At 45.1% G+C, this 15,010-nt stretch carries 9 protein-coding genes; 8 read left to right on the top strand and 1 reads right to left on the bottom strand.

Annotated features, from left to right (window positions below; translation table 11 throughout):
- Positions 1–5: 5 nt before the first annotated feature.
- A complete protein-coding gene (locus ACFQZT_RS05625) occupies positions 6–1,556 on the bottom strand; it encodes a spore germination protein (protein ID WP_379297387.1) in 1,551 nt (516 codons plus the stop codon).
- Between the two features lie 844 nt (positions 1,557–2,400).
- On the opposite strand from ACFQZT_RS05625, the gene ACFQZT_RS05620 reads away from it, so the two are divergent.
- From ACFQZT_RS05620 to ACFQZT_RS05585, 8 genes are all read left to right on the top strand, one after another.
- The gene (locus ACFQZT_RS05620; protein ID WP_379297385.1) at positions 2,401–4,026 is read left to right on the top strand and encodes an ATP-binding protein; all 1,626 of its coding nucleotides are present in this window, start codon (positions 2,401–2,403) and stop codon (positions 4,024–4,026) included.
- Between the two features lie 217 nt (positions 4,027–4,243).
- A complete protein-coding gene (locus ACFQZT_RS05615; RefSeq protein ID WP_379297382.1) occupies positions 4,244–6,046 on the top strand; it encodes a sensor histidine kinase in 1,803 nt (600 codons plus the stop codon).
- Between the two features lie 2 nt (positions 6,047–6,048).
- On the top strand, positions 6,049–7,638 hold the full coding sequence (locus ACFQZT_RS05610; RefSeq protein WP_379297380.1) for a response regulator: 1,590 nt from the start codon (positions 6,049–6,051) through the stop codon (positions 7,636–7,638).
- A 120-nt stretch (positions 7,639–7,758) separates the two neighbouring features.
- Positions 7,759–9,096, top strand: a complete 1,338-nt coding sequence (locus tag ACFQZT_RS05605) for an ABC transporter substrate-binding protein (protein WP_379297378.1) — start codon at positions 7,759–7,761, stop codon at positions 9,094–9,096.
- A gap of 80 nt (positions 9,097–9,176) precedes the next feature.
- Positions 9,177–10,055: a carbohydrate ABC transporter permease gene (locus ACFQZT_RS05600; protein ID WP_379297375.1), complete on the top strand. Its 879-nt coding sequence runs from the start codon at positions 9,177–9,179 to the stop codon at positions 10,053–10,055.
- 12 nt (positions 10,056–10,067) lie between these two features.
- Positions 10,068–10,910 (top strand): carbohydrate ABC transporter permease, encoded by an 843-nt coding sequence (locus tag ACFQZT_RS05595; protein WP_379297373.1) that lies wholly within the window; start codon positions 10,068–10,070, stop codon positions 10,908–10,910.
- A gap of 538 nt (positions 10,911–11,448) precedes the next feature.
- Positions 11,449–13,737, top strand: a complete 2,289-nt coding sequence (locus ACFQZT_RS05590; RefSeq protein ID WP_379297371.1) for a helix-turn-helix domain-containing protein — start codon at positions 11,449–11,451, stop codon at positions 13,735–13,737.
- 454 nt (positions 13,738–14,191) lie between these two features.
- Positions 14,192–15,001, top strand: a complete 810-nt coding sequence (locus tag ACFQZT_RS05585) for an ABC transporter permease (protein WP_379297977.1) — start codon at positions 14,192–14,194, stop codon at positions 14,999–15,001.
- The last annotated feature ends 9 nt before the right edge of the window (positions 15,002–15,010 follow it).

Raw genomic sequence — 15,010 nt, 5'->3', positions numbered from 1 at the left:
TCGGATCACTTCCTGTCATCTGATGATTGTACGGGTTCGGGAAATCGAAGTCGGCTTCCATCTTCAGCCAGAAACTCGGAATAGGTGTTCAGCTTGCTGGCGGGATAGCGCAGGAGCGAGTCCCGCATCTCTTTCCTTCGAAATGGCGCCGCAGGCGTCAAATAAGGCACGCCTACTGATCTAAGACCGGTTAAATGCAGGTATAAGAACATCATACCGAGCACGATGCCGAAAAAGCCTAAAAAGCCCGCCAGCAAAATGAAAGCGAAGCGAATCAAGCGGAGACCGATACCCAGGCTGTAGTTAGGAATCGTGAACGAGCAAATGGCGGTGATCGATACGATGATAACCATCTGCGAGCTGATGATACCGGCGCTTACGGCGGACTCCCCGATAACCAACGCACCTACAATGCTGACGGCGCTGCCGACGATTTTGGGTAGGCGAATGCCGCCTTCCCGAAGGAGTTCAAAGGTGCCCTCCATGAGAAGCACTTCGACGATAGCAGGGAACGGGACTCGCTCCCGGCCAGCAATGATGCTGTAGGTCAGGAAAGTCGGAATCAGCTCGTGATGAAAACTGGTCAACGCGACGTAAAGCGAAGGCATGAAGATTGAAATCAACATCGCCGTAAACCGCAGCATCCGGAAAAAAGTGCCCGCCCATGCTGAGAAATTGTAGTCGTCCGGCGCATGGAGCAGTTCCAGGAAATTGATAGGGCCATAGAGCGCAAACGGCGTCCCGTCTACGATAATCGCGAATCCGCCGCTCAGCAGGTGATGAACGATTCGATCCGTACGTTCCGTCGTGGCGATTAGGGGAAACAAGCTGTACGGCCGATCCTGGATAAACTCGATCAGCTGGTGGCTGGACTGAAGGGCATCGAGCTCCACGGACCCGATCCGTTTCTCGATTTCTTCGGTAACAGCCGGATTCGTCACGCTTTCTATATAGGCGACAACAACGCGCGTTTGTGTTAAATTGCCGATCGTATATTTCTTGTTCTTGAACAGCGGAGAACGGATGCGCTGGCGTAAGAGGGCTATATTGGTATCCAGGTTTTCGTTAAAACCTTCCTTGGCGCCGGAGGTGCTCGGTTCCGTGGAAGGATCTTCGATGGCCCGCTGGTGAACGAGCTGCGCTTGGAACAAATACGCGTTCGTTTCTCCTTCGATAAAGAGAACAGCTTGTCCTTGCAGAAGCATGACGGCGACCTGGGCCATGTCGGTTGTTTGATTGATTTGCCCGATCGGAATGTACTCCTTCAGCCGATCGAACAGCTTCTTGCCAGCATCCGCATGCTCGACCGCCTGATTCAAATACGGAAGCAGATCGCGTTCCAGGATGCCCGGGTTTACGATCGTATGAATATAAATAAGGGCGGATGACGCCGACGCGGTGTTACTATAACGGACGAAGAGATCATCGACATGTTGAAAATAACCGTCCTTTAGCTGTTGAACAGCAGCTTGAACGTGAACAGGGATAGAGGAAGAAGAAGGCTCAAGCTTGCTTGTATAGGTCGTTTCTCCTTTGTTGTCCGCGTAATTGACCATGCTGCATACCTCGTCTTTCCACTAAATTCCTAGTTTATAATTCCCTAAATCTGGAATTCAATACATGTGGAAATCTCGGTTAGTGACACTTCATTCGCTCTCTAATTGAGTAAAACTTGACAGAAGCTAGCAAAGGTGGACTTGAGAATAATATGAATTTGATCAAAACGCTGAGTTGTTCGGGCAATTCCCGCAGCTTTCTGATCCGAAAAATCTGGTATCTTGCTTGGATACTGCCTGTTTGCAGTCGCTGCCGCAGAAACAGATCAAATTATAAAATAATTATTATTATTTCACACAAACAAAACTATTTAATATATTCGGAAAATAATATATAATATCCACAAAAATATGTCGAATCATGGCGAAATTTAGGAGTGATTTGAGATGGCTGCTGTCGAAGTCCATGGTAGTGCTGTTAAAAACTGCGTCGAAATAACGGCTCAAGTTCGGCTAACAATAGGTGCCTAGTAGGTAGCTTAACAAGAGAGTTCTCCTCACCGGTGTATTGCCTTAGAGCCAAAATCTCAAATCTTCCTTTTTTAGTATCATAAGCCACGTTTTGATTTCCAATATACGATTCCTGGCAATGCGTCTAGCTTCAGGATCTTATCCTTCCTAGCGAGCACGAACCAAATCTCTTAACGCTTCGTGATCTTCATTTAGAGTCCGAAAAGTCTGAGCCAGCCTTAATGCGTCTCTTCGGTTTTTAAATATCATTAGGGGGGAAGTATTTTAAGGTCGTTTATGGAGCGACCTATTTTTTATTTGTACTAAACCATTTATTAAAGGGTCTATTCGACAAAACCATGTTTTTTTACAAAAATCAAACGAGGCGACCAAGATGATACTACAGTTAATTATATATATTAGTTTGCATATTTCTTCATTTATTCTGATTTCAAAATACTATACCAAGCATCGTGAGCCGCTAAACAAACATTCTTCCAATCGTGATAAACTAATCTTTGGTTTCATCTATGGGCTGATTGGTGCTTGTATTATGTATGTCCACAAGCGATTGCCAGGCGACATAGATGATTTACGGCAACTTGTTGTGATTCTCTCACTTTTTTATGGGGGATGGATTCCAGCTCTTACTTCTACCGCAATAGTATCAATTTTCTGGGTATTTTTCATTCCTAATTTACCAATTTCATCCTATATACTGAGTATTGTTAGTACATTGCTTATCACAAAACTCGTGATGATCTCCAAAATTCAGAAGTCGAAACAATGGTATATCATTTCTGTTGGAGTCATGGCTGAAATATGTTTTGATTTTTGGATACGAGATGATCGTGTTATTAATGCGGAGCTTCTGGAATTTGCAGTTACTTTTGTATTGGGATCGATTTTTGCGTACCACTTTATGGAATTTCATCAGCACATTTTTGAAATAAATGAAGAACTCCATCGTTCTAAGAAAGAATTAGAAATAAGTCAAACTAATTATCGGTTAATTGCAGAGCATTCAACCGATCTTATTTCGGTATCAGATCGCAATGGATTGCCAATATATTTGTCACCTTCACACGAATTGATTCTTGGTATTGATGTCGATGAGTTTAGAGGTCGGTTGTTTGATTTGGTTCATCCGGATGACTATGTGCTTATTAACCCAGTTTGGTCTAACGTGATAACCGAGAAGAAGCCATCTCAAATTGAGTACCGATACCAACATGCAAATGGTAAGTGGGTTTGGATTGAAAGTCATTATGTACCTATCCATAATGATCATGGCGAAGTTGAAAAGATCATTTCCATCAGCCGCGATATAACGGATAGAAAGAAAACAGAAGAGGTGATAAGAGACGCTGAGAAGCTTTCCATAGTGGGTGAGCTTGCGGCTGGAATCGCTCATGAAATTCGAAATCCTTTAACAACCCTTAAGGGATTCATACAAATGTTGAAGAAGGAATCATCAAACCCTTATTACTTAGATGTGATGTTCGAAGAGCTATGCCGGATTGAAGCAATTACAAACGAATTGCTTTATTTAGGCAAGCCACAAGCACAAAGTGTTAAGGAATCAAATATAGAAGGCATTTTAGAGCAAGTTACGACCCTTTTACACCCTCAAGCATTAATGAATAATATCGTTCTGAAAGTTCAGCTTCAACCAAATCTTCCTTTTATTCTTTGCGTAGAGAATCAATTGAAACAGGTATTCATTAATCTATTGAAGAATTCGATAGAAGCTATGCCAAAGGGGGGAGAGATTCAAGTAGAATCAAGACTAGAGAAGGGATTCTTGCTAGTTTCTGTGAAAGATTCAGGAATAGGGATTTCGGAAGAGAGGATGGAAACACTTGGGCAGCCTTTTTACAGTCTAAAAGAAAAAGGCACAGGACTTGGATTAACCGTTTGTAAAAAGATCATTCATGAACATGCTGGAAGTCTCATCTTTCATAGCAAAGAAGGTGTTGGGACGATTGTCGAGGTTCGTTTGCCGATATGGCAACTTTAACAAGTTTGGTCATCCTAGCAATAATTACATGAGGATCGTTTCAGCCACTGTTAGAAAAATACGATACAATAAATAGAAGATGCATATTATACAAACTAAAGACTTGTTAGGTTAAAAAGGAGCGGGAGCTGCTCGTGCTGGAGACTTTACAAGCAGTGGATATGCTCCATCGGATGAAGCACCGTCCCTCGGAATTATGAATATACAGGGGGAATCTATGCTTTTTTTCAAAAGGTTAAATCCAAATAGTTGGTTTCGCAATCGACTCATCCGCCATAAAATCATATTCATTTATTTTCCATTGATTTTTATTCCTTTGTTTGTTCTGGGTCTTGTATCCAACCAAGTTTATACGAATGCGATTGTCAAAAAGACGATTAAGAACGTATCGGATAACTCTTCGCTTATTATTACCCGTATTACTGGAATGTTGACCAATGTTGAGAGCTGTGCGAACATGCTGACGATTAATCTCAATAAGGTGATTGTGGATGACCAGTTTGCGCCAGGGGCCATGGCAACGAGTCTTCAGATGTATACGCAGATTACGAATCAGCTTAGCTTTGCGCTGCTCGTGTTCCCAGACGTTCAATCAGCTGCTTTCATCGATACGAACAATCGGGTTTACGGTTCGAGCCTTTTCATGGAACGGAACCCTGAAGCCTTAATCGACAGCGCTATGCTAAAGCAAATTGATGCCTCCAGCGGAACGAATATCTGGTTGCCGATGCAGCGGCGGGATTACTTGACGCAGGATTCACATGAACCCTTGATGACGCTAGGCAAGCGTATCGTGAATATTAATACCGGGCAAAAGCTGGGGATACTCGTACTTAACATTAAAGAGAGCACCCTGGCTGCCATATATAAAAAAATTGGATCGATTCAAGACGGCAGTTATTTCATTGCCGATAATAAAGGGGTTGTCATCTCGTCGCAGGAACCTCGGGATCTTTTACAGGAAGTAGCAGATCCCGTCATGAAAAAATGGATCGTGTCAACGGATAATACGTCTGATCTGACTTCTTTTGAGAACGGAAAAACCGTTGTCGTAAGCTCGGATGTGCCCGGATTTGGCTGGAAGCTCATCTCCATGGTGCCCCTTCAATCCCTCACAGCGGATACGCGAAAAATCACACTTCTCATTGCGATCATCGGCACGGTTTGTCTGTTCTTTGCCCTACTGGGAGCAGGCATGCTGTCCAAGCTTATTGCAAAGCCGATTATGGGGTTAACCAAACATATGAAAAAGGTCAAAGAGGGAAATTTGGATCTTGAATTTCAGGTCAATTCCGAGGATGAGATTGGTTTGCTGGCATCAGGGTTCAATGCGATGATTAGACGCATTCAAGAGCTCCTCAACAACATTAACTTTGAACAAAAGAAGAAGCGGGAATATGAGCTTGCACTGATTCAGGCGCAAATTAAGCCTCATTTTTTGTATAATACACTGGATGTCATTTATACGTTGTCTGAGATGGGAAGAGTCAGGGATGTGCAGCGAACAACGAAAGCGCTTGCGGACTTTTACCGTGTTGCTTTGAGCAAGGGAAGAGAAACAATTACCATCGAGGAAGAGATACGCAACGTAAAGGACTACTTATCCATACAGCGAATCCGATATTCCGATGTGTTCGATTTTGAATTAGACATCGCATCAGATATCATGACAGGGCTTATCCCAAAGTTAACCATTCAGCCACTCGTAGAGAATGCGATTTACCATGGACTTAAAGCAAAAGGAAGCTTCGGTCTGCTTAAGGTATCAGGCGAACTAGCAAACGGAAAGATTAGAATGAAAGTAACGGATGACGGAATCGGTATGTCCGAAGAACGGCTTCAGGCTCTTCAATTCATAGAAGCCTCGGCGGCGAATTATACGGTCGGCTACGGCTTGCGTAACGTTCATGATCGCATACAGCTTTATTTTGGTGAAGAGTATGGTATTCGAATGGAAAGCGAATTAGGAAGAGGCACAGAAGTTACGCTTTGTCTCCCTTTTCACAGCGAGGAAGGATAACGATGCAAAAGATCATGATTGTCGACGATGAGTCGATTTTTCGGGAATATTTACGCACGGCACTCGATTGGGAAGCATATGGTTTTGAAATATGCGCAGAGGCCAAGAACGGCGTTGAGGCTTTGGAACAAGTAGAGCAGCACCTTCCTGATATCGCTCTAGTCGATATTACAATGCCTTTTATGGATGGATTAAGCTTTACAGAGCAAATAAAAGAGCGCTTCCCTGCGACGAGTGTTGTATTAATTACAGGCCATAATGAGTTCGATTACGCCCGAAAGGCGCTCAAGCTTGGTGTCGAGGACTATATCTTGAAACCTTTTACTAAAGAAGAGTTGGTACTCACACTGATTAAATTGCAAAAGGAGCATCAAAAAGCGCAGGAAGAAAAATCGACGCTTAAGGAAAATTTGCAGTTGATGAAAGAAAGCTTTCTGAATCATCTTTTGGGTTCGGATTATGATCACTCAGATACGGAAACAGCGTTTAAGCTTCAGCAATTTGGAGAATCGTTCGATGCCCCCTGCTTCATCGTAGCCTGTATCGAGATCGATAACATGGACCAAAAATGGAATAAAGTGAGCGAGCGGCGTCTTTGGAAATATGCGGTTACCAATATTTTGAACGAGGCACTTGAAGAGAGTGAGAACCATCTTATTTTCAACGGACCTGAGGGCCGGATTATTTGTTTGGTGGAGCATCGTTCCGGGATGGAGCACGAGATACCAGCGTTGGACGGTTATGAAAAACTTTGTTTTTTAATTAAGAAATATTTGAAATTGACGATAACGGTCGGTGTGGGACGAAGCCAGACGGGCTATAAAGGGATTCGCAGCTCCTATTTGGAAGCCTTAGAGGCGCTCCAATATAAATTCATACTCGGTACTGACCGTGTCATTGCTTATGGGACTCAGAGGCTGGAGACAGGCTCTCAATCTTTTTATAAGGCGGAAGAGAATGAAGAACTATTGATTCAACTCCGCATGCATAATCTGGACAAGGTAAATGCGCAATTGGAAAACATCTTCCAATCAATTCGCGAGCAACGGTTGTCACTTGATTATACTTATGTCATTAGCATGGGTCTCATTTCTGTATGTCTCTCGTATGTAACCGAAATCGGACATCCGATTGAGGACTGCTTCGGTGAGTCGTTTTTCCCTTACAGTGAAATCAAAAAGCTGGCATCCATTGACGCTACTCTGGCGTGGATTAAGAAGCTGTTCGAGCGGGCAATCCAGTATACTAGCCAACACAAAAAGACGCGTTCTTCCAAAATCGCGCAAGCGGCGAAAGCGTTTATTGAGCAGAGTTATTCGGACCCCGAGCTGCAGCTGGAGCAAATCGCACAGCAAGTATTCATAAATTCGAGCTATCTGCGAGCTGTTTTCAAGAAAGAAATCGGCATGACCGTGACGGATTATGTTATCCATATTCGGATGCATAAGGCGAAGGAACTGCTGGGCAAGGGCAACATCCGGCTTGCGGATATTGCCGAGCTGACCGGTTTCAGTGACCCGAGCTATTTTAGCAAAAGCTTTAAAAAGTTTTTCGGCTACTCTCCTAGTGAATACGAAAACAACCGGCACTGACTCAAAGCGATCGATGTGCGGATTTTACAAGAAGCCCACAGTTTTTACATTATCAAACGACCGGCTTCCCACTATACTTGGAATTGAAAACATGAGAAGTTCACTTGGGAGGTCGAAAAAATGAAGAAAATGGCAGTAACTCTTGCAAGTATGCTGGCTGTATCAAGTCTGGCGGCATGCAGCTCCTCGAATACAACGAAGGATGCTGTTGGTACAAGCGCACCTGCTCCAGCAGCTACAACTGCGGAAGTCAAAAAGGATGACGCCAAACCGGTCAAGCTTCGCATCTATGCGCAATATGCTGATGAAGATACAAAAACCCCTTATGACTACGCTGTTGCCGAGTTGAAGAAAGAAATGCCGAACGTTGAACTGGAACTGGATATTCAGGCGCAAGACGACGGTCAGAAGCTGAAGACCTATGCAGCAACCGGCAACCTCCCTGATATTTTTCAAGCGGGGTTGGACCTTATTGATACCTTTAAAAAATCCAACAACATTCTCGTCCTGGATGACTATGTTACCAAATTCGGCTTTAAAGATAAAATGCAGCCAAGCGCGATGAACACACTCTTATCCGATGACGGCCATACCTATGCCTTCCCATATGCAGGAAATGAAGTGGCGCTCTTGTACTATAACAAGGATTTATTCCAGCAAAGTGGCGTGAAAGTGCCTACCACTTATGATGAAATGATGGCAGCTGTCAAAACGTTCAATGGTAAAGGCATTACGCCGCTCTCTATATTCGCAAAAGAAAAATGGCCTTGCGTAGCCCTTTATGATATGTTTGTTACCCGATCTGAGCCAGGCGGCATTACGAAGCTGGATAAAGGCCAAGCGAAGGTCGAAGATGGGGCCTACAAAACGGCAGCAGAAAATATCGTCGAGCTTGTTAAAGCAGGGATGCTGCCTAAGGGTGCGACCAATCTGAATTATGATCAAGCTGCCGCATTATTCCATGAAGGCAGAGCTGCAATGTTCATCAACGGCCAGTGGGAGATCGAAGCAGCGACGAAAGCATTGGGCGATAAAGTCGGTTACATGTATATTCCGGCGGCAGACGCTGCAGCTTACGAAAAGGGTAAGACAGCATTCAGCGGAAGCGGCGGTCCTGGCGGCTATGCGGTATCTGCGAATACGAAGGATAAAGAACTTGCAGCTAAAGTAGCATCCTTCCTTTCTTTAAAATATGCCGAATACAAATTCACTAATCGCAGTAATCCGATTGTTGCAACAAAAGTAGATAAGCCTGTTGTGAAACAGTTCCCGCCGATGATGGAGCAGCTATCGAAAGATATTCCTAAAATCACAAGCACAACTGCATTCTCTTGGGGCCTTTCCAACCCTAAATTTAAAGCAACGCTTGAAGATGCTACGCAAAACCTGTTGACAGGTAATTATACAGCGGATCAATTTATTAAAGATGTGAGTAAAGCTGTGGTTGCAGCGAAATAAAGAATTTTTAAAAGAAGGGGACTCACACTGGATCGCTAGAAACCAGTGTGAGTTTTTCACTAATTAGAGGAAGTGATGGCATGAGTAAATTTATGGGCAACAAAGCGGCGATTCTTTTATTTACGCTGCCTGCGCTCCTATTGTATACGGTTATCGTATTTTATCCGATCATCCAGACGTTCTATCGCAGTACTTTCGATTGGGATGGCCTAAGTCAGGGCACTTTTATATTTCTTGATAATTATATCCGGTTGTTTCAAGACAATATATTTTACACATCGCTATATAACGGCCTAGTGTTTGCAGCTATTTTGGCCATCGTTCAGATCGGAATTGGTACCGTGTTGGCTTTCGCGGTAGCTGAGGGTTTCAAAAGTAGTAAGCTGCTGCGCATCAGCTATTTTATTCCTGTCGTTTTATCGATCACAGTCGTCTGTCAGCTTTGGCTCGCCATGTATAACAGCGAGTATGGCCTCATTAATAAACTTTTCGAGGTGCTAGGCATCTCTTATCGGCAAGATTGGCTGACAAATAGCAAGACAGCTATCTTCGCGATCGCTTTTGTGAATGCTTGGCAATACATGGGCTATCAGTTTGCACTGCTGTTGGCAGCGGTCAAATCAGTGCCGGAACAGTATCTCGAGGCAGCGCGCATCGATGGAGCAACTAAGATTAAAGCGCATTTGAAAATCACGATACCAATGCTTGCTGAAACGTACAAATTTTGCTTGGTACTGGCCATTACTGGCGGTCTGAATGCATTCGCAAATATGTTTATCATGACGGGAGGCGGACCTGGAAACTCCACCTATACACTGACGTATCTGATGTATCGCTCGGCCTTTAGAGTCGGAGAGTTTGGGTACGGAAGCGCATCTGCTGCCTTTCTGGTCATCGAATGTTTGATTGTAACATTGGCTATTAACCGACTTATCGCTCGCGAGCGGATAACATTTTAAGGAGTGCTGAGGATGCAAGCGATGATAAAACTAAGAAAGAAGAATCCGCTTCTCGGAGCGTTTTTATGGATATATGCGGCGTTAAGCGTGTACCCCCTTCTCTGGATGGTGTTCTATTCGTTAAAAAATAATAACGAGATTTTTGTGACAAATCCTTTTGGATTTCCGACGCACTTCCGGTTTGAAAATTATATGGATGCCTGGTCACGGTTTAACGTACCTGTTTATTTCGGGAATAGCCTAATCGTGGCCGCATCAACCGTCGTGGGTACAATCCTCCTTTCAGTCACATTTTCTTATGCAGTCGCGAGAATGCAGTGGCGAATAAAGGAGGTTGCTCGCATTTATGTGGTCATCGGCATGTTCATTCCCGTTCAAGTGATTATGATTCCGCTTGCGATACTAGTTCGAGATTTCCATTTGGCCAATACATATGGCGCATTAATCGTACCTTATATCGCATTCAACATCTCGTTCTCCAGCATGGTATTTTACGGGTTTTTTCGCAGTATTCCCGTTGAGTTGGAAGAATCGGCCTGTATGGATGGGGCAAGTATTTACCGAACTTTTTACACGATTATTTTGCCGATTATTAAGCCGGCGATTGCGACAATGGTGATCTTCGTGTTTTTATCGGCGTGGAATGAATTCACCATGGCCTTAATTTTGATTACAAAAGAGTCTTTGAAGACACTCCCACTAGGATTGCTCTTTTTCCAAGGACAATTTACGACGAATTGGGGTGCAATGGGAGCGGCGATGACGATTGCCAGCCTACCTACAGTGCTCGTTTATGTGCTTTTTAGTGAACAGGTTGAAAAGGCTTTGACCGTAGGGTCTGCTGTTAAAGGATGAGGGAACGATGTTCATTGATGTGGACTATGATCCAGAGGGTTTTGGTGCAATTATTAAAACAGATCAAAAATAGCCTTTAGTTGAAAAATAAATGGTTCCCAGCCGCTTAAGTTGCGACGGCGGTACAATATTGATAACAGGGCGGATAAGGTAAAAGTGATCGCGAGAATAATCATCGCTGAAAACAACCCCTGTCCGCCTAATAAAAAGCGGTATACTTTGAAGAATATCGGATTAGATAAGGTTTTCAAATTAGTGCTCCATGCCAGGAGCCGCTAGGGACGAGGCGTGTAGGGAATGGTGGACTTCATCTTCATCGGCCAAAACGGGATTTTTGGATGCAGAAAAACGCAAATGTACCTTGTGGGAGAAGTCGGTTAGGCTTTAAACTTAGTTGTATTGAAAGCGCTATCACTGATTTTTCTAAAATTGCATTTGAAGGGTAAAACCGACGATCCGCTCGCGGAGTTGACAGAATACATTGTTCGCGATCGGCAAGCAACGCATTCATTATCCAAACGAAAGGAGAGTATAGATCGTGCCTAAGCACTCCAGATTGTTTCGCAGATTTCTGGTCTCTTATCTCGTCATCTTGATCATACCGAGCTTGGCCGGCTATATGTCATACCAGACGTCGATTTCAGTTGCGCAATCCGTCTCCATCGAGAGCAGTGTAACGCAGCTTCAGAAATCCCAGGAGTTTCTCGAAGGAAGAATGGCAGAGGTGGAAAGCTTCACCCGACAGTTGGCGCTTAACCCTGAGCTGAGCGTGCTCATGAACGCAAAGCCGACGGACAAGACGCAGGTGTTCGGAATATGGAGCTTGATGAAGGAAGTAACGGCATTCAGCCAAACGAACGATTTTTTGCAAAATTTTTTCATCTACTTAAACAATTATAAGGTAATCGTGACGACGGGCACCACCTATTATCGGCCCGAGAATTATTACCAGTCTTCGTATTATACTGATCTCTCGGTCGAGGAATGGGAGAGGACGATTCTCGAACGCACGCACAGAAGCGAGATCATGCCGCTTCGTCCCTATATGAACAAAGGCGAGAATACGGCCGTAATTTCGTATATGCAGTCGCTCCCGCTCGACAGCTTCAACGGTTCGTCGCCTGCCACCGTAGTCATTATCATCGATGAACGTACGATCGCTAATTTGCTGTCAAACCTTCAAGAAAAGTACGGCGGATGGGTGCAGGTCAGCGACGAACAGGGACGAGCGATTAGCTCGATCGGCATCGGCGAGCAGGAGATCGAACGGATGGCTGCGGACTCCCGTTTTGACAAGAACAAGGTCAGCCAGTTTTACAGGGACGATCTTGTGATCAGCATACGTTCCCAAAAGAACGGTTGGGTCTACATGGCCGGCATTCCGAGACCGGTGCTGATGGAGAATGCGAACAAAATCAAGCATATTACATGGATGGTGACCGGCACCGCGCTGCTGATCGGGCTGATGGCCGGACTTCTGCTGTCCTACCGGAACAGCGCGCCGATCAATAGGCTGCTGAACGTCATGAGGGAGCAATTCGGCAAGGATGGCGTTGCGGGTCGCAACGAGTACGATTTTCTTCAGGGCAATATCTCAGCCATGCTCACTACGAATAAGCTTCTCGAGAACGAATTAACCCGGCAGTTCCCGGTCATCAGGGACGCTTTTCTGAAACGGTTGCTTACGGGCGAATTCCAATCGAAGGAAGAAATCGTCGCCGCAGGCTCACAATCGGACGTTAGATTGAGCGATACCGGCTGTGCGGGCATCCTGCAGATTAACGGATATACCGGGATGGATAGTGTCGAAGTGTTGAACGAACTGAACGCCGCCAGGCTGCTCTTGAAGCAGGCTTTGGCCGATCTGGACAGCTCGATCCGAATGACGGATCTAGGTTCTGACCGGCTTGTGGCGATTTTCGAAGGCGAGTATGGTAATTCGACTGCCGACTCCGGCAGAGCTGCGGTCGAGCATACGCTGAAGAAATTTGCTTCGATCGTATTCGACGAATACCGGATAACGGTTACTGCGGCGCTTGGAGACCCCTTCTCTTCGATCATGGAGATCAGCCGATCATATGAGCAGGCTAGACAGGCGCTTGAGTTCGCAGTTTATAGTAACAGGAAAGGCATTCTGTGGTACAGCAGCACCCGCACGGACAGCATAACCTACTATTACCCGCTCGAGACGGAGCTTCGGCTTATCGGCACGATCCGGTCGGGGGATATCGATGAAGCGAAGCGAATCATCCAGTCCATCATCGATGAAAATTTTCACAACCGGAAGCTTTCCGTCGAGATGAGGCGTCAACTCTCCGTGGAGATGCAGGGCACCTTCATGAAGCTGCTCGATCAGAAAACTTTCCTGGAATCGGAGCATTACGAGAGCATCAAGCAGCGAATCGCCGATGTTCAACGGGCAGAAACGGTCGAATCGGTTCACGGCGTGATCAATTCAATCATGGATGCGCTTTGTGACATCATTCTGAGCCGGAAGAACGATATGCATACGAGAACTGTCGAGCAAATTAAACTAGTGATAGACGAAATGTATGCGGATTGCGAGTTGACGTTATATCAGATCGCCGAACGGGTAGAGCGGCCAGAGAAATACATCTCCCAATTGTTCAAGGATGTAACGGGGGTCAATTTGTCCGACCATTTGGAAAAAGTCAGATTGGATCATGCTGCGGAATTATTGCGGCGAAATGCGTACACCGTCGATGAGATCGCTTCGCGAGTCGGCTATAACAGCTCGCATTCGTTTAGACGGGCTTTTAAGCGGTTAATGGGGGAATCCCCGAGCTCTTATAGGCAATCGGTTTAGGAATGAAAATCCCGGATGCAATCGGGATTTTTTTGTTCTTTTCGCAATAGTGTGGACACGATGACTGGCGAGACGATTCGGTTCGTTGAGGTTTAACGGACCGATGTGGCAGGAAAGGCCGTCCGCTGAAAATTGTCCCCTGTAAATACGGTGGATTTGTACGCAAAAGGAGAAATTGTACCTTACGGCAGGCACCGTTTTCACTTAGAATCAGTTTTACGGAAAGCGCTGTCATTCGTCGTTCGAAACGAGAAATCAAAAAGCTTGGAAATTCATGACATAAGGGGGAATTGATTTGGAAACGGTAATAACCGCGAAACAAGAGCGGAGAAAGGCGAAGGGAACATGGTCTGCATTCGGAACGAGCGCGGGCAAAAGCTTCAGAAAGCATTGGCAGCTTTACCTGCTCCTTGTTCCGCCGGTCCTTTATTTTGTTATTTTCAAATATATTCCGATGCTGAATGCGGTGCTGGCCTTTAAGGACTACAATGTGATGAAAGGAATTTGGGGCAGTCCATGGGTCGGAATGAAGTATTTCAATTTATTCTTTCATAATCCGGTGTTCAAGACGTTACTGAAGAACACGCTGTTTGTGTCCTTATATTTGCTGGCCGTCGGCTTTCCGATTCCGATCCTTCTTGCACTTGCGCTGAACGAAGTAAAGAACCGCCGCTTCAAGCGCACCCTCCAGATGGTGACTTATGCGCCTTATTTTATTTCCACCGTGGTCATGGTTTCCATTATCATGCTCTTCCTTTCGCCAAAACTGGGCCTCGTTAATAAAATTATCGGTATTTTCGGGATCGGTTCCATCAATTTTCTGGGCGATCCGGGCTTGTTCCGGTCGATCTACGTTTGGTCCGATGTGTGGCAGACCGCCGGCTATTCTGCCGTTATTTATTTGGCGGCTCTGTCCGGGGTTGATCCTTCTCTCTATGAAGCGGCCAAAGTCGACGGCGCCTCGCGCATCCAGAAAATATGGAACGTGGATGTTCCGGGCATCCTGCCTGCAGCGGTCATCATTCTGATTCTGAACGTTGGCAATATCATGGCGATCGGCTTCGAAAAAGTCTATTTATTGCAAAATCCGCTCAATACGACAACTTCCGAGATCATCTCCACCTACGTGTACAAAATCGGATTGTTGAATGCCAACTACAGCTTTGCGACGGCGGTCGGATTATTCAATTCCTGCATCAATTTGATATTACTTGTTCTGGTCAACACGATTGCCAAACGGCTATCCAACAACAGTCTTTGGTAAAGGTACCGC

Origin of the sequence: Paenibacillus sp. GCM10027628 (assembly GCF_042676385.1) — a bacterium.
Lineage (GTDB): Bacteria > Bacillota > Bacilli > Paenibacillales > NBRC-103111 > Paenibacillus_E.
This window is presented reverse-complemented; position numbering and strand designations above follow the sequence as displayed.